The organism is Bradyrhizobium sp. BR 1433, from assembly GCF_051547665.1.
GTDB lineage: Bacteria > Pseudomonadota > Alphaproteobacteria > Rhizobiales > Xanthobacteraceae > Bradyrhizobium > Bradyrhizobium australafricanum.
The window spans coordinates 8171198-8187265 of the sequence record NZ_JBPUGG010000001.1 but is presented as its reverse complement, the minus strand read 5'-3'; the positions used below and the strand labels follow the sequence as shown (position 1 = coordinate 8187265).

Genomic DNA, 16068 nt, shown 5'->3' with positions numbered 1-16068 from the left:
TTAAGCGCTCCTCGCCTTGGCGGAGCGCTGCGCCGAGCCCTTGGCCTTGGCGAGCAGCCGCATCAGTTCGCGGATATCCTTCGGCGAGAGATCGCCGAAGATATCGGCGATCCACTTCTCGTGCTCGGCGGCCATCTTGCGGAATTCGGCGCGACCGAGTTTTGTGAGCCGGATGAACTGCACGCGGCGGTCCGTCTCCGAGGTGCGGCGATCGAGATGGCCCGATTCAACCAGGCGCTCGACCAGCCCGGTGACGTTGCCGTTCGACACCATCATCCGCTTCGACAGGTCCGACAGCGTCATGCCGTCGGACACCTTGTCGAGCTGGGCCATCAGGTCGAAGCGCGGCAGCGTGACGTCGAACTTCTCGCGCAGCCGGCTGCGCACCTCGCCTTCGATCAGCGTGGTGCAGGTCAAGAGGCGCAGCCACAGCCTAAGCTCGGTGCCGTGATCGTCGGGCAGTTCGACGGCTTTGGTTTCGGAATCGAGGATCATGCGGCGATCGTGCCTCCGCGGCGGGTTCCGGTCGGACCAATTGCTTTGAGCTTCAAGCAATTCGCGGCGCCCCGCAAGGACAATTGCGAATCGTGCCTGATCCGTCTGGGCAATCCTGCAATTTCTTTAAACTTCAAGCAATTGGCGCGGCGCTTGCATGTGCAGCGCCTGCATGATGCGCGACGATCGCCCTGACGCGATGCCACATCGCTTGCAGCGGTTGCGCGCGTCAGACTAAGCTGCGGCCAATAGGGCTGAAGCCGAAACATCAAAGCAGTGGTCGGGGAGAGACATGAAACAATTGACGAAGCTCGCGGGATTGGCGGCGCTGCTCGGTGTCGCGGTCACCCCGGCGACCGCGCAGGAGAAGATCAAGATCGGCGTGCTGGTGACGACATCGGGCCCGGCCGCGGCGCTTGGCCAGCAGGTCCGCGACGGCTTTGCGCTCGCGATCAAGGACCTCGGCGGCAAGATGGCCGGCCGCGATGTCGAGATCGTCAACGCCGACGACGAACTGAAGCCCGACGGCGCGGTGGTCAAGGTGCGCGGCCTGCTCGAGCGCGACAAGGTCGATTTCGTGGTCGGCCCGATCTTCTCCAACATCCTGCAGGCGATCCACCGCCCGGTCACCGACAGCAAGACCTTCCTGATCAGCCCGAACGCCGGCCCCTCCAGCTACGCCGGCAAGGAGTGCAACCCATTCTTCTATGTGACGTCGTACCAGAACGACCAGGTGCACGAGATCCTCGGCAAGGTGGCGCAGGACCGCGGCTACAAGCGCGTCTACCTCCTGGTGCCGAACTATCAGGCCGGCCGCGACTCCGTCGCCGGCTTCAAGTTCGACTACAAGGGCGAAATCGTCGAGGAATCCTACACGCCGCTGAACACGTTGGATTTCCAGCCCGAATTGTCCAAGATCGCCGCGCTGAAGCCGGACGCGCTGTTCACCTTCATGCCGGGCGGCATGGGCGTCAATCTCGTGAAGCAGTACAAGCAGGCCGGCGCCTCCGTGCCGGTGCTCTCCGCCTTCACGGTCGACGAATCCACCCTGCCCGCGCAGCAGGACGCAGCGGTCGGCATGTTCGGCGGGGCGAACTGGGCGCCCAACCTCGACAATCCGCAAAGCAAGAAGTTCGTCGCGGCTTATGAAGCCGCCTACAACGGCGTGCCCGGCACCTATGCCATGCAGGCCTATGACGCAGCGCTGTTGATCGACAGCGCGGTGAAAGCCGTGAAGGGCGATCTCTCCAACAAGGACGCGGTCGCAGCGGCGCTGAAGAAGGCCGACTTCACCTCGCTGCGCGGTAACTTCAAGTTCAGCAACAACGGCTATCCGATCCAGGATTTCTACCTCACCAAGGTCGCGAAGCGTCCGGACGGCAAATTCCAGACCGAGATCGTCGAGAAGGTGTTTTCGAATTACGGCGACCGCTACACCAAGGACTGCGCCGCAAAGTAGATCATAGGAGCAAGCATGAGCATGAAAGACGAGATCGCCGGCATCACCCGCGCCAATGAGGGCATCCAGGGCATTTCCTGGAGCATCCTCGGCCAGACCTACGTGCCGAAGAGCCGCACCGAACATTCATTCTCCTGGCACGCCACCTTCCCGCCGGGCACCTTCGTTCCTCCGCATATCCACCCCGACCAGGACGAGTACCTCTACATTCTCGAGGGCAAGCTCGACTTCATGCTCGACGGCGCCGACGGATCCGCAACTCCTGGTGATCTGGTGCGCCTGCCGATGGGCAAGCCGCACGGCATCTTCAACAAGTCGCAGCAGCCGGCCAAGACGCTGTTCTGGGTGTCGCCGACGCGCAGGCTCTACGACCTGTTCTGGGCGATCCACAACATGAAGGAGCAGAACCCGGATGACGTGGTGCGGCTCGCCGCCGAGCACAACATCCACTTCCTGCCGCCGCCTCCGGCGTAGCTTATTCCGTCATTGCGAGCGAAGCGAAGCAATCCATATTTCCGCGATCGCGGAACGATGGATTGCTTCGTCGCTTTGCTCCTCGCAATGACGGTGTGGAGATGGCCTGCCGGACGTCTCCTCCTGCAAAGGACTTACTGCCGCGCCACCACGCGCGCGGCAAAGCCGGCCTTGGCGGCATAGCCGCGGACGATCGCCTCGCGCGCCTCGTAATTGAGGATGGTGTCGACGTCGGTAAAGCCCTGCGGCGCGAGCTGCTCGACGGCGTCGATCACGCCCTCCGGCCCACCGCGGCGGTTGGAGGCGACGATGTCGGCGGTCATCGGCAACCGCTGCCGCTCATAGGCCGCCAGCGCCTGCCGCGGATGCTCCGATCGCGCCAGCATGTCGGCCAGGCAGCGCGCATCGAGAATGGCCTGCGATGCGCCGTTCGAGCCGACCGGATACATCGGATGCGCGGCGTCGCCGAGCAGCGTGACGCGGCCGCTCGACCAATACGGCAGGGGATCGCGGTCGCAGCACGGATACTCCCAGAATTCCGGCGTCGCATTGATCAGTCCGGTGAAATCGACCTGCGGGATCGTGAAGCTCGTGACATAGGGCATCATCTCGTCGCGCCGGCCGAGATTGGACCAGCCCTCGCGGCGCGGCGGCGGCGAGGTGCCGTCGCCGATCCGCACCAGCACCGCCCAGTTGGTGAGGCGGCTCGCGGGGCTCGAGCCCGGCGCGATCGGATAGATCACGGCCTTGGCGTTCAGGCCGCCGGCGATGATCATCGAGCGCCCGGTCAGGAACGCCGGCCAGTCGGTCGCGCCGCGCCACAGCATCAGGCCGTTCCAGCACGGCCCGCCCTCGTCCGGAAATAGCGTCTGCCGCACCTTCGAGTGGATGCCGTCGGCGCCGATCAGGATGTCGCCGCGCGCGGTGCGCACATGGGCGCCACTGCGGTCGAAGAAATAGGCCGAGACGCCGCCCTCGTCCTGGGTGAAGGAGCCGAGCCGGCAGCCGGTGTGGATCGCATCCGCGCCGAGCCGGTCGATCACGGCCTGATGGATCACGCTTTGCAGGCGGCCGCGATGGATCGAGAATTGCGGCACGTCGTGGCCGGCATCGAGCCCGCGCTTCTCGTGCCAGACCTGCTGGCCATGTCGCGTCAGATAGAACAACTCATAGGTGCGGATCGCCACCTCGTCGAGCTTGTCGAGCAAACCAAGCCCCGCCAGCTCGCGGATCGCATGGGGCAATGTGTTGATGCCGACGCCGAGCTCGCGGATCGTCTCGGACTGCTCGTACAGCTCGCAAGCGATGCCGCGCGAGCGCAGCATCAGTGCAGTGGTGAGGCCCCCGATTCCGCCTCCGACGATAATCGCCTTCATCGTCCTCACCTCCACTCACAACAGGACGCTTTTACGCTTTGGCCTAGGGTCGCATGCCCGCTCGCCCCGCCGCAAGCGGGTTTGTCGGCCCCGAACTTGGCTGCGCCCGCGATGATTGGGCTTAGCCTTAACATTGCTTCAGCGAACTCCGATCCATTTCCGTCACCCTGAGGCGCTCGCGCAGCGAGCCTCGAAGGGTCGACGGCCACCAGCGGGGCCGTGCATCCTTCGAGGCTCGCTGCGCGAGCGCCTCCAGCGACAAAGGCGAAGCCTTTGCGCGGGGATGACGGGTTTGACAAACCGGCAACATCCTTAGTCCGGCACCACCGCAATCGCCTGGATTTCCACCTTGGCGCGGTCCTCGATCAGGCCGGCAACCTGGATCGCGGTCATCGCCGGAAAGCGCCGGCCGATGATGTCGCGATAGACCGTGCCGATCTCCTTCAGCCGCGCGGAATATTCCTTGCGGTCGAGCAAGTACCAGGTCATCGACACGATGTGCTCCGGCCCGGCGCCGCCGGCGGCGGCGACCGCGACGATGTTGCGCAAGGTCTGGCCGATCTGCGCCACGAGATCGTCGGTCTCGAACACGCATTGTCCGTTCCAGCCGATCTGGCCGGCGATGAAGAGCTGTTTGCCGTGCGCGGCCATGCCGTTGGCGTAGCCGATCGGCTTGGCCCATCCTTCCGGTTGCAGGATCTCGATCATCTCAATTGCCCTCGAAGGCCGGTTTCTGCTTGGCGGCGAACGCCTCGAAGGCGCGGCGGAAATCGCCGGTGACCATGCAGATCGCCTGCGCCTGCGCTTCCAACTCGATCATCTCGTCGACGCCCATCGCCCATTCCTGGTTGAACATCGTTTTCGTCACGCCATGCGCGAACCACGGCCCATCGGCGAGCGAGCGCGCGAGGTCTTGCGCAGCACCGGCGAGTTCCGCCGGCGGCACCAGACGGTTGTGGAAGCCCCACGCAAAACCTTCCTCGGCGCTCATCGCACGTCCCGTGTAGAGCAGATCGGCCGCATGGCCCTGCCCGATCACGCGCGGCAACAACCCGCATGCGCCCATGTCGGCGCCGGCAAGGCCGACGCGGGTGAACAGGAACGCGGTCTTGGCCTGCGGCGTCGCGAGCCGCAAATCGGACGCCAGCGCCAGCATCGCGCCGGCCCCCGCGCAAATGCCATCGATCGCGGCGACGATGATCTGCGGGCATTTGCGCATCGCCCGCACGACCTCGCCGGTCATCCGCGTGAAGGCGAGCAGGTCCGGCATCGCCATCCGCGTCAACGGCTCGATGATCTCGAACACGTCGCCGCCGGAGCAGAAGTTACCCTCGGCGCCGGTCAGCACGATCGCGCGGACATCGGAGGCGTATTTGAGATTGGTGAAGAGATCGCGCAGCTCCTCGTAGGATTCGAAAGTCAGCGGGTTCTTCTTGTCCGGCCGGTTCAGCGTGATGGTCGCGACACGGCCGCTCGCATCGACCTGCCAGCGGAAGTGCTTGGCGGGATAATCCTTGAACGGCCGGAGCTTTGCTTTCATCTCGGACATGACGTGTTCCTTCACCCGGTAAGGACTTCGCCGCCGGCGACCGCGACGGCTTGTCCGTTGATTGACGATGCGCCCTCGGCGGCAAGCCAGAGGATGGCGTCGGCGACCTCCTCCGGCGTCACCAGCCGTTGCATCGGATTGACCTTGGCAAGCGCAGCGCGCGCCTCCTGCTCGCTGCGGCCGGTCTTGGCGACGATGTTCGCGGCGGCATCCGCCACCAGCGGCGTATCGGTGTAGCCGGGGCAGACCGCATTCACGGTGACGCCGCGCCGTGCATATTCCAGCGCCAGCGAGCGCGTCAGGCCGATGACGCCGTGCTTGGCCGCGACATAGGCGGAGACGTAGGCATAGCCCGTGAGGCCCGCGGTCGAGGCCACGTTGATCACGCGCCCGCGGCCGCGCTGCGCCATGCCGGGCAACACGGCTTGCGTCACCAGGAACACGCTGGAGAGGTTGCTCGCCAGCATGTCGGCCCACAGCGCCGCGCCGGTCTTGTCGAACGGCGCGCTCGCGGCCTTGCCGGCATTGTTGACGAGAATATCGATCGGTCCCGCCTCAGCCTCGATCTGTGCGACACCCTTGCTCACCGCAGCTTCATCCGTCACGTCGATCGAAACCACGGCGCCGGCCTGCTTGTCGAGCGATGCCGCCGTCGCTTTCAGCGCGTCGATCCGCCGTCCGGCAATGCTGACGCGCACGCCGGCTTTTGCGAGTGCGATTGCCGTCGCCGCGCCGATGCCGGACCCGGCACCGGTCACCAGCGCATGTGCGTTGGGCCAGAAGCGTGTCATGCCTTCACTCCCGCGGCGGCGCGTTCGAGATTGGCCTCGTATTGCGATTTGCCCGACAGGTACTGCTTCGGCCAGGCGATCTGCTCGACGCCGATCTTCGCAGCCTCATGCAGCGTCCAGGCCGGATCGGCGAGATGCGGACGCGCAATGGCACAGAGATCGGCGCGGCCGGCGGCGATGATCGAGTTGGCGTGATCCGCCTCCGAGATCGCGCCGACCGCGATGGTGGCGATGCCGACCTCGTTGCGGATCTTGTCGGCGAACGGGGTCTGGTAAAGCCGGCCATAGACCGGATGATCGTCGGCCGAGACCTGGCCGAGGAGCAGTCGATCAGGTCGGCTCCCGCCTCCTTGAACAACTTCGCGAAGGCCAGCGCATCCTCGGGCGTGTTGCCGCCCTCGGCCCAGTCGTGACACGACAGGCGGACCGACATCGGCTTGTCCTCCGGCCACACCGCGCGGACGGCGCGGAACACCTCCAGCGGATAACGCGCGCGGTTCTCGATCGATCCGCCATAGTCGTCGGTGCGGCGGTTGGTCAGCGGCGAGAGGAAGCTCGACAGCAGATAGCCGTGGGCGCAGTGCAGCTCCAGGATATCGAAGCCCGCACCCACGGCGCGCCGTGCCGCCGCGACGAATTGGTCGCGTACCTCGTCCATCTCGGCGCGGCTCATCGGCTCCGGAATCTGGCCGTCGGGCAGATAAGGCACTGACGAAGCCGACACCAGCGGCCAGTTATGGTCCGGCAGCGCTTCGTCCATGCCTTCCCAGGCGACGCGCGTTGAGCCCTTGCGGCCGGCATGGCCGAGCTGGATGCCGATCCTGGCTTGCGAATTCTGATGCACGAAGTCGACGATGCGCTTGTAGGCCGCCGCCTGCGCGTCGTTCCAGAGGCCGCAGCAGCCCGGCGTGATCCGCGCTTCCGGCGAGACGCAGGTCATCTCGGTAAACAGAAGGCCGGCGCCGCCGAGTGCGCGGGAGCCGAAATGCACCAAATGGAAGTCGGTCGGCACGCCCTCCTCCGCCGAATACATCGCCATCGGCGAGACGATGATCCGGTTGTGAAGCGACAGGCCGCGAATGTGGAACGGCGTCAGCATCGGCGGCATGACGCGGTCGTTGGTCGCGGCCACACCGCTGCGCTCCGCGAACCAGCGCTCATAGCCCTCGAGCCAGGTCTTGTCGCGCAGCCGCAGGTTCTCGTGGCTGATGCGCTGCGAGCGGGTCAGCAGCGAATACATGAACTGCTCCGGCTCCAGCGTATCGGCATAGCGCGAGCCGACCACCTCGAACCATTCCATCGCGTTGCGCGCCGCGTTCTGGATCCGTGCCACGTCGACCCGGCGCAGCTCCTCGTAAGCCTTGAGCACCGCGGGAATGCTGTCGCGCGTCGCGCCGTGGATCTTGAACTGGTTGGTCAGCTCGATCGCATCCTCCAGCGCGAGCTTGGTTCCCGAACCGATCGCGAAATGCGCGGTGTGGGCGGCATCGCCCATCAGCACGACATGGCTGTTGCCGTTGAACGCGGTCCATTTGCCGCAGATCAGCCTGGGAAACGACAGCCAGGCCGAGCCGCGCAGGTGCCGCGCATTCGAGACCGAGATGATGCCCCTCGAGGATTTCCGCGAACACATTCTCGCAGAACGCGATGGAGTTGCCCTGCTCCATCTTGTCGAGACCGTGGGCGAGATAGGCCTCCTCGGTGGTCTCGACGATGAAGGTCGCCGCGCCCTCCTCGAACTTGTAGATGTGCGCCTGGAACCAGCCGTGCTCGGTCTTGCGGAAGTCGAAGGTGAAGGCGTCGAACGGACGGTTGGTGCCGAGCCAGATATAGCGGTTCGGCCGCATCAGCATGTCGGGCTGGAAGGCCTCGATGTATTTGGTGCGGATCTTCGAGTTCACGCCGTCGCATGCCACGATCAGGTCGGCATCGGGGAATTCGAGATCGGAATTCACCTCGCGCTCGAAGATCAACTCGACGCCGAGTTCCTCGGCGCGCGCCTGCAGGATGTTGAGCAGCCGCTTGCGGCCGATGCCGACAAAGCCGTGGCCGGTGGTGCGCATGCGCCGGCCCTTGATCAGGACCTCGATGTCGTCCCAGTGGTTGAAGGCCTGCTCGATCGTGTCAGCGGTGACCGGATCCCATTTGCGCATGTTGTCCATGGTCGCATCTGAAAACACTACGCCGAAGCCGAAGGTGTCGTAGGGCCGGTTGCGCTCGACCACGCAAATGACGTGCGCGGGATCCAGCATCTTCATCAGGATGCCGAAATAAAGCCCGGCCGGCCCGCCTCCAATGCAAACGATACGCATGGCGTTCTCCCGTTGGCTTCGGCGGATCGGGCGGACGAAGCTCGTTCCCCCTGGAGCCGACGGGGGATAATATTTTATACTTAAAATAATTGTCAAGGGCGGTTCGACCCCACCCAACGCTGTCGTCCCGGCGCAGGCCGGGACCCATACGCCGCAGCAGATGTTGTCGACGGGACTCACCGTTCCAGCGACGCACAACAATGACAATCTGTGGTCGGGTCCCGGCCTGCGCCGGGACGACACCGAACTTGTTGCTGCTGATTTGCCCATCGAAGGCATAGCAAGATGGCGGATTGCGCTGCGCTAATCCGCCCTACGCCGACGACAGGCCGCGCCGCGCGCCCTCAATGCACCGCGGCGTACAGGATCTTGTCCTGCGTCGCGTCCGCCGCGTCGAATTCGGCGACGATGCGCCCGGTGCGGGCGACCAGGATCCGGTCGGACACGGCGAGGATCTCCGGCAGGTAGGACGAGATCACCACCACCGCCTTGCCCTCGTCGGCGAGACGACGGATTTCGCCGTGGATGTGCGGGATGGTGCCGACGTCGACGCCGCGCGTCGGCTCGTCGAAGATGATGATCGAGGGATCCTGCACCAGCGTCTTGGCCAGCACCACCTTCTGCTGGTTGCCGCCGGACAGCTCGATGATCCTGGCCTTGCGCTGCAATGCGCTGATCTTCAGCCGATCGACCCAGTAGCTGGCGAGCTTGCTGCGCCGCGCCCGCGACAGCAGGAAGCTCCAGCCCTTTCCGGTGGCGAGGCTGCCGATATAGACGTTGTCGTCGACCACCATGGTCTCGAAGAAGCCGTTGGCCTTGCGGTCCTCGGTGATGTAGGCGATGCCGTCATTGATCGCCTGCCGCGGCACGCGGTAGCGGATCGGCTTGCCGCGCAGCCGGATGGTGCCGCCATTGACCAGATTGCGCTTCAGTGCGCCGTAGATGATCTTGGCTATCTCGGTGCGGCCGGAACCGATCAGGCCGGCGATGCCGACCACCTCGCCGGCATAAACCGAGAACGACATGTTCTTGACCGCCATGCCCATGGTGACGTTCTCGACCGTCAGCACCTTCTCGCGGCGCTGATGGGTTTTCTCTCTTCCGCCATAGACCGCCTGCGCCACCTCGCGGCCGACCATGTGCTGCACCAACGCATCGCGCGTCAGCTGCCTGGCGGGCGCCGTAATCACCAGCTTGCCGTCGCGCAGCACGGTGATGCGGTCGGCGATCTGCAGCGACTCCTCCAGCGCATGCGAGATGTAGATGATCGAGACGCCGCGGGCGCGCAGGTCGCGCACCAGATGGAAGAAGTGGACGATCTCCTCCGGCGTCAGCGACGCGGTCGGCTCGTCGAAGATGATGATGCGGGCCTTGTTGTAGATCGCGCGCGCGATCTCCACCATCTGCTTCTTGGCGGTGCCGAGCAGCGCCACCGGCGTCGCCGGATCGACGTGGAAGTTGAGCGACTGCAGCAGCTGCTGGGCCTGGATGTTCAGGGTGCGGAAGCGCGTCAGCAGCTTTTCGTTGCCGAGCTCGATGTTCTGCGCCGCGGTCATGGTCGGCACCAGGCTGGTCTCCTGATAGACCATGCAGATGCCGGCATTGAGCGCGTCGCGCGGCTGCTCGAATCCGGTCGGCTTGCCGTCGAGCAGATAGTCGCCGGAGGTGAGCTGGATCGCGCCCGCGATCGCCTTGCACAGCGTCGATTTGCCGGCGCCGTTCTCGCCGACCAGCGCATGCACCTCGCCGGGATAGAGGTCGAAATTGACGCCCTCGATGGCGTGGACGCCGCCATAGATTTTCGAGCCGTTCGTGATCCGCAGCACCGGCTCGCGGGCTGCGGAGGTCTCTGCCGTCTTGGCGCCGGGGGCCGCCTGCATCACACCGTCATTCATCGCAGCTCTCCCGTAGTGCGCAGCAGGCGTCCGGCGCCGCGCGCCGCGATCACGACGCCCGATGGCGTGGCGCAGGCGGCGGTGATGCCGTGGAAGCGGCCGCCGGCGCGGCTGTGCAGGCTGTCGGTCGCATCGCCCTCGGCATCGAGATGCACCAGTAGACCGTAGGAGCGCGGCGGCGCCCACGGCTTCTGGATGCCGAGCGCCTTGACGCTGCCGATCTGCATCGGCTCGAGGCAATCGCTGCCGCCGGCGAGCGCCGGCGCGACCCAGTAATCCGGCGGCATCGTCGCCATCATCTCCTTGCGGAAATCGTCTTCCTTGAGCACGAACTCGATCAGATGGGTGCGGCGGGCGAAGATGCCGAGCAGCATGCCGCCGTGTCCGTCCGGATGCAGCCGCGCCGGATAGCCAGGCATGTTGGCGGCGACGGTCTCGCGCGGGCCAAGTCCGTTGCCGCCGAGCGCGAACCGGCTGAGGCGATGCGCCCAGCTCTCGGTGAGCCACAGGCTGTTGCCGTCGGCCGAAACACTCACGCCATAGGGATAAGGCAGATCGCGCAGCAGCACCTGCGGATTGTCGAGGCCGGCGCCGCAGCTGATCAGCCGGCCATTTGCGCGCTTCTCCATCAAATCGTGCCGCCATTCGCCCGGGCGTCGGCCGGTGCTGCCTTCGACGGCATAGATGCGGCCATCGGGCGCCGCCGTCACCGACAACAGCCCGGTGGGCGCGCTGCTGCCGGCAGCCCCCAGCCAGCGCGGATCGGGCTTTGCCGGATCGATCGCGGCAAGGCCCCTGCCCGCGACGCAGACCAGCAGGCGGCCGTCCGGATGCAAAGCGAGCCCGCCGGCATCATCCTCGAACTCGGCGACGACCGTACGTGTCGACAAGTCATTGCCGCCGAGCTTGAGCACCCGGCGTCCGGCCGAGACATAGACCGTGCCGTCGCCGGCGACGATCACGTCGTCGACGCCGGGCAACGGCTCGCCGATCGGGGTGGCGGTGTCGAGCCGGTCATTCGGGCTCAGCGCGCCGTCGAGCGGCGGGATCGCGTTCTGGCCGCCGTCGCGGTCGATGACGCTGCGGATGTCGCGCAGCAGATGATCGAAAAATCCCATTACGTCGTCACCCTGCTCTTCGCGCCCCAATAGGCATCGTAGCCGGTCCAGCTGTCGTCGACGCCGTCGAGCTTGATGCGACCGATCCGGTTGTTCTCGAGCCCGCCGAGATAGAGATAGCCCTGGTGCTCGCGCATCGAGGTCAACGTCGAATGCGAAATGCCGGTCGGATCCCACCAGGATTCCAGCGCCTCACCCTTTTCATTGAACTTAAGCACGCAGCCATGGTTGAGCGCCGGCGCCAGCCACTCGTCGGTCGGCACCTGCTTGACCATGCGCAGGCGGAAGCCGGGCTTTCGCGCGGCAAGGTCGAAGGTCGGCGTGCGGATGCCGACCAGCGCCAGCCAGTAGGTGCCGTCGGAGGCGCGGTTGATGTTGTCGGGATTGCCCGGCAGCTCGTCCATCAGCACTTCGGTCTTGCCCTTGTTCGGCCCCGCGATCCAGTGCCGGAACACCTTGCACAGCGAGGTCGACGCGATCAGGATCGACTTGCCGTCATGCGAGACGCAGATCCCGTTCGGGAAATAGAAGTGGTTGATCACCGTGCGCGTGGTCCTGGTCGCGGGGTCGTAGCAGACCACGCGGCCGTTCGGCCGGCCCTCGAGGATGTCGAGGGTGTTGGTGGTCATCTCGTAGCGCGTGGTGCAGTCGCTGAAATAGATCTTGCCGTCGGGTGCGATGTCGAGGTCGTCGGCCATGCGCAGGCGGCTGTCGTCATTCAGCTTGTACCAGGTGCGGTTGGTCTCGTCGGTGACCTTGAAGATGCGGCCGTCGGGCGCGACGCCGTAGACGCCCATGCCGGCGACCGCGACGATCAAATTCTCGTCGCGATCGAACTGCATGCCGAGCGGCCGGCCGCCGATATGGGCGAACACCTCGCGGGTCTCGAAGTTCGGCCCGGAGAAGCGGATCACGTTGCCGTCGCGGGTCGAGCCGTAGAGCCGGCCCTGGCGGTCGAGGATGACGTCCTCGGGCCCCTCGACCTGATCGACGCCGATCGCCTGCGCATTGATCAGCCGGTCGTTCTGCGCGTAGGGCGAGGCCGCGCCGGGCTGCACCGCCGGCGCCGAGGCGAGCGGCACGAACGCCGGATTGACATAGATCTTCTGGATCGCCTTGCCGCGGTTCTTCGACCATTTGACGTCGATGCCGACGGCCGCAAGCAGGATCATGCCGGTCACCGCCGAGGTGACGTAGCCCGGGATGCCCATCCGCACGAGGCCGTTGATCAAGAGGAAGATGATCAGCGCGCCGATCATCGCCCGCCACACCGTGCCCTTGCCGCCGGCGAGCGACACGCCGCCGAGCACGACGGCGGTGAGCGCCTGGAATTCCCACCCCACGCCGGTGGTGGAATCCGTCGAGGCTTGCCGCGCGGCGTAGAAGATGCCGCTCGCCGCGCACAGCGTTCCCGACAGCACATAGGTCATGAACAGCATCACGCGGACGCGGATGCCGGCGTGGCGCGCCGCCTTGCGGCTGGCGCCGATCGCGGTGAGATGCCAGCCATAGCGCGAGCGCGACAGGAAGATGTGGCAGATCAACAGCACCACGAACAGCGTCGCCGCATTGACGGGGATACCGAGCACGCTGCCGCCGCCGATGAAATCCCAGGCGTCGCTCTCGACCGAGTTGGTCGCGAACACCTGGGCGTAGCTGGTGTTGAGCAGGTTGACCGAGGCGCGCAGGATGATCAGCGTCACCAGCGTGGTCAGGAACGGCCGCGTCTTCAGGAAGCCGATCAGGAAGCCGTTGATGCTGCCGAGCAGCGCGCCGACCAGAAGCGTCGCCGGCACCGCGAGGCCGACCGGCCATTCGCGCACCAGGAGGAAGTACAGCGCTGCGAAATTGCACAGCGCGAAGATCGCGCCGACCGACAGGTCGATGCCGCCGGTGACGAGGCAGAAGCCCATCGCCAGCGCGACGAAGCCGAATTCGGCGAACAGCCGCAGCAGCGACACCGAGTTCTGCACCGAGGCGTAGTCGGGAATCGTGAGCGCGAAATAGGTCCACAGCCCGATCATCACGGTGAAGGGGACGACCGGCTCGAACCACTGTTTCAGCAACAGCTCCGACAGCAGGAGCCGGGGTGAAAATCGCCGCACCGATGCGGCAAAGGAATCAACGGCCATCGACATCGCCAAAGCACCCTCTTGATTGAGCACGACCTTGCGGAAAACCGGCTTCCACTTTTCCGGATCGTGCTCGTGATCGCGCACGATCTTGCGGAGAGCCGGCTTACACGTCCCGGATCATGCTCCTGGTCATGATGCGATCGGCCATCGCGTCGCGACCTCGTCCCTTGATGAACACGCTCTCCGCGAACGCTGCGCGTCGGTCGGAGAAAAACCGGCACCTTGCCGGATCGTGCTCTTTGATACAGCCGGCGCGGGAATGCCCCCCGCGCCGGCTGTCCGCGCCTTGTTAATTCTTCTTGGGTAGCGCGAAGCAGTTGGCGCCCGAGGCGTTCGACTTATCGAGCCAGATCGGACGCGTGTAATAGACGAGATTGCGGCTGCCCGGCTTCTCGCCTGATACCAGCAGGGTCTCGGCGGCGAACATCAGGTCGTGGCCCTGCTCGGTCGCCTTGTAGCTCAGGAACTTGTAGAAATTGCCCGAATTGACCTGGTCGCAATCCAGCTGCGAGCCTTCACCCGAGGCGAACACCTTCACATCGTCGATCTTGCCGGCATTGCGGATCGCCTGCGCCGCGCCCGACTCCATGATGCCCCAGAACCCGATCGAGGCGCAGAGGTCGGGATGCTGCTGGATCACCGTCGCGGTGACATTGAGCGCGGTGTTGGCGTCCCAGTTCGCGGCCTGGTTCGAGACCACCTTGATGTTCGGATCCTTGTTCAAGACCTCCATGATGCCGCCGACCTGGTCGACGCTGGCGGCCGCGGTCAGTTCGCCCTGCACGATCTGGACCTTGCCCGACTTGCCGGAGCCGGTGCCGCAGGCCTTGACGGCCTCGTTCGCCAGCATCTTGCCGATCTCGCGCCAGTCGGCGCCGACAAAGGCGCCGGATTTGTAGTTCGAGGACATGTTGATCTGGATCACATGCGTGCCCTGGCTTTCGGCGCGCTTCAGATCCTTCATCAACAGCGTGACGCTCGGATTCTGCACGATCAGCACGTCGGGCTTCTGGTCGACCAGCGCGGTCAGGGCCTGCTGCATCGCCGAGGGGTTGTTGTTGGGATCGCGCACGACATATTTCATGCCGCGCCACTCGGCTTCCTCCTGCACCACCCGGCCCCATTCGTCGGACAGCGGCACGCCGAGCGCGATCGGCAGATAGGCGATCGTCTTGCCCTGCAGCGCCTTGTCGTAGACGGCACGCAGCTCGCGCGCGGTCTTGGTGCCTTCCTCCTGCGCCGATGCCGCAAACGGCACCGCGGCCAGCGTCACGCCGGCCAGCAGGATCGTCCAGAACTTTGTCGTCGTCTTCATCGTCTCCCTCCACAAAGCAATTTCTTTTGATTGATTCATTTGGCGCGGCGGCCGGCTCGGTCGCCCTGTTTCAGTCCCCTTGCCGCGCGGTCTCCTCGTCGCGGGGGTGCAGCCAGTTGTCGAGCACGATGGCGGCCAGCAGCACCACGCCCTTGATGATGTTCTGCACCTCGCTGTTGACGTCCATGATGGTGAAGGCGTTGAGCAGCGTGCCGATCAGGATGCAGCCGACCACGACGCTGAACACGCTGCCGCGGCCGCCGATCAGGCTGATGCCGCCGATCACGACGACGAGCACGACATCGAAGATCATGGTGCCCTGGGTGATCGCCATCTGCATGCTGCCCGTGGTGCCGACCCAGACCAGGCCCGCAATCCAGGCGAGCAGTGCAACCAGCACGTGCTCGAGCACGATCAGCGGCCGCAGCGCGACGCCGGTCAGCCGAGCGGCCTCCGGATTGTCGCCCTGCGAATAGATGAAGCGGCCGATCGAGGTGCGCGACAGGAACAAATGCATCGCGATTGCACAGGCCGCGAACACCAGGATCGGAACCGGGATGCCGAACAGCCGTCCGGCGCCGAGATACATCAGGCCCGGCGCGTCCTTCGGCGCATAGACCACCCAGGCCGGCGCGATCCAGAAGGCGAGGCCATAGATCACGAAGCCGGCAGCCAGCGTCACGAACAGCGCCGGCGCCTCGACGAAGGCGACCATCACGCCGTTGACGACGCCGATCAGCACCGCGACCGCCAGCGCCAGCAGCACTGCCGTGAAAACAGGCATGCCGTTCTGCATGTAGATCAGCGCGATCGCCCAGGAACCCGCCATGATCGCGACCTCCGAGAGGTCGATGCCGCGGCTGATCACGATCAGCCCCATGCCGAGGCCGAGCACGCCGAGGATGGAAATACTCCGCAACAAATTCAGGAGATTGGAGACGGTGGCGAAGCCGTTCAGCGTCAGGCCAAACACGATCAGGAGCGCGATGGTGATCAGGAGCACGATCTGCTCCTGGCTCGGCTTCGCAAACATTGCGCCCAGGCGAGATGATGCCGCAGGGACAGCAACGCCGCGCGATGGCGATTGCACGCTCATCGTTTCCTCCAGGTATTATTTTGCTTGAGACTTTAAGAGTGACGATTAGTATT

The 16068-nt window shown here is 65.2% G+C and carries 12 protein-coding genes and 1 pseudogene; 2 read left to right on the top strand and 11 right to left on the bottom strand.

The annotated features are described in order from the left end of the window. Entirely contained in the window at nt 1-495 is a 495-nt protein-coding gene (locus tag ACSKB9_RS39260; RefSeq protein WP_016845834.1) for a MarR family winged helix-turn-helix transcriptional regulator, read from the bottom strand. Between the two features lie 292 nt (nt 496-787). On the opposite strand from ACSKB9_RS39260, the gene ACSKB9_RS39255 reads away from it, so the two are divergent. Continuing rightward, nucleotides 788-1954 (top strand): ABC transporter substrate-binding protein, encoded by a 1167-nt coding sequence (locus ACSKB9_RS39255; RefSeq protein WP_438079670.1) that lies wholly within the window; start codon nt 788-790, stop codon nt 1952-1954. Between the two features lie 21 nt (nt 1955-1975). Beyond that, the gene (locus tag ACSKB9_RS39250; RefSeq protein ID WP_438080590.1) at nt 1976-2428 is read left to right on the top strand and encodes a cupin domain-containing protein; all 453 of its coding nucleotides are present in this window, start codon (nt 1976-1978) and stop codon (nt 2426-2428) included. 134 nt (nt 2429-2562) lie between these two features. On the opposite strand, the gene ACSKB9_RS39245 is transcribed toward ACSKB9_RS39250, so the two are convergent. The 10 genes and pseudogenes from ACSKB9_RS39245 to ACSKB9_RS39200 form a co-directional block, all read right to left on the bottom strand. After that, on the bottom strand, nt 2563-3804 hold the full coding sequence (locus ACSKB9_RS39245) for a flavin-dependent oxidoreductase (RefSeq protein ID WP_438079669.1): 1242 nt from the start codon (nt 3802-3804) through the stop codon (nt 2563-2565). 312 nt (nt 3805-4116) lie between these two features. Further along, nucleotides 4117-4512, bottom strand: a complete 396-nt coding sequence (locus tag ACSKB9_RS39240; protein ID WP_438079668.1) for a RidA family protein — start codon at nt 4510-4512, stop codon at nt 4117-4119. Between the two features lies 1 nt (nt 4513). Continuing rightward, a complete protein-coding gene (locus ACSKB9_RS39235; protein WP_438079667.1) occupies nt 4514-5353 on the bottom strand; it encodes an enoyl-CoA hydratase family protein in 840 nt (279 codons plus the stop codon). Between the two features lie 11 nt (nt 5354-5364). After that, on the bottom strand, nt 5365-6144 hold the full coding sequence (locus ACSKB9_RS39230; protein WP_438079666.1) for an SDR family NAD(P)-dependent oxidoreductase: 780 nt from the start codon (nt 6142-6144) through the stop codon (nt 5365-5367). Further along, nucleotides 6141-8456 (bottom strand): annotated as a pseudogene (locus tag ACSKB9_RS39225) (bifunctional salicylyl-CoA 5-hydroxylase/oxidoreductase). Before ACSKB9_RS39225 ends, ACSKB9_RS39230 begins: the two are co-directional and overlap by 4 nt. 344 nt (nt 8457-8800) lie before the next feature. Continuing rightward, entirely contained in the window at nt 8801-10336 is a 1536-nt protein-coding gene (locus ACSKB9_RS39220; protein WP_304500254.1) for a sugar ABC transporter ATP-binding protein, read from the bottom strand. A gap of 11 nt (nt 10337-10347) precedes the next feature. Next, on the bottom strand, nt 10348-11469 hold the full coding sequence (locus tag ACSKB9_RS39215; RefSeq protein ID WP_438079665.1) for an SMP-30/gluconolactonase/LRE family protein: 1122 nt from the start codon (nt 11467-11469) through the stop codon (nt 10348-10350). Further along, a complete protein-coding gene (locus ACSKB9_RS39210; protein WP_438079664.1) occupies nt 11469-13601 on the bottom strand; it encodes an ABC transporter permease in 2133 nt (710 codons plus the stop codon). Before ACSKB9_RS39210 ends, ACSKB9_RS39215 begins: the two co-directional genes overlap by 1 nt. A 292-nt stretch (nt 13602-13893) precedes the next feature. Beyond that, on the bottom strand, nt 13894-14919 hold the full coding sequence (locus tag ACSKB9_RS39205) for a sugar ABC transporter substrate-binding protein (protein ID WP_438079663.1): 1026 nt from the start codon (nt 14917-14919) through the stop codon (nt 13894-13896). Between the two features lie 70 nt (nt 14920-14989). Beyond that, nucleotides 14990-16015, bottom strand: coding sequence for an ABC transporter permease (locus ACSKB9_RS39200; RefSeq protein WP_225163682.1), 1026 nt, complete (start codon nt 16013-16015; stop codon nt 14990-14992). Between the last annotated feature and the right edge of the window lie 53 nt (nt 16016-16068).

Excerpts from the sequence above, each read along its gene's own strand:
- ACSKB9_RS39260 (WP_016845834.1), bottom strand. The coding sequence starts at position 495 with ATGATCCTCGATTCCGAAACCAAAGCCGTCGAACTGCCCGACGATCAC.
- ACSKB9_RS39255 (WP_438079670.1), top strand. The coding sequence starts at position 788 with ATGAAACAATTGACGAAGCTCGCGGGATTGGCGGCGCTGCTCGGTGTC.
- ACSKB9_RS39250 (WP_438080590.1), top strand. The coding sequence starts at position 1,976 with ATGAAAGACGAGATCGCCGGCATCACCCGCGCCAATGAGGGCATCCAG.
- ACSKB9_RS39245 (WP_438079669.1), bottom strand. The coding sequence starts at position 3,804 with ATGAAGGCGATTATCGTCGGAGGCGGAATCGGGGGCCTCACCACTGCA.
- ACSKB9_RS39240 (WP_438079668.1), bottom strand. The coding sequence starts at position 4,512 with ATGATCGAGATCCTGCAACCGGAAGGATGGGCCAAGCCGATCGGCTAC.
- ACSKB9_RS39235 (WP_438079667.1), bottom strand. The coding sequence starts at position 5,353 with ATGTCCGAGATGAAAGCAAAGCTCCGGCCGTTCAAGGATTATCCCGCC.
- ACSKB9_RS39230 (WP_438079666.1), bottom strand. The coding sequence starts at position 6,144 with ATGACACGCTTCTGGCCCAACGCACATGCGCTGGTGACCGGTGCCGGG.
- ACSKB9_RS39220 (WP_304500254.1), bottom strand. The coding sequence starts at position 10,336 with ATGCAGGCGGCCCCCGGCGCCAAGACGGCAGAGACCTCCGCAGCCCGC.
- ACSKB9_RS39215 (WP_438079665.1), bottom strand. The coding sequence starts at position 11,469 with ATGGGATTTTTCGATCATCTGCTGCGCGACATCCGCAGCGTCATCGAC.
- ACSKB9_RS39210 (WP_438079664.1), bottom strand. The coding sequence starts at position 13,601 with ATGGCCGTTGATTCCTTTGCCGCATCGGTGCGGCGATTTTCACCCCGG.
- ACSKB9_RS39205 (WP_438079663.1), bottom strand. The coding sequence starts at position 14,919 with ATGAAGACGACGACAAAGTTCTGGACGATCCTGCTGGCCGGCGTGACG.
- ACSKB9_RS39200 (WP_225163682.1), bottom strand. The coding sequence starts at position 16,015 with ATGAGCGTGCAATCGCCATCGCGCGGCGTTGCTGTCCCTGCGGCATCA.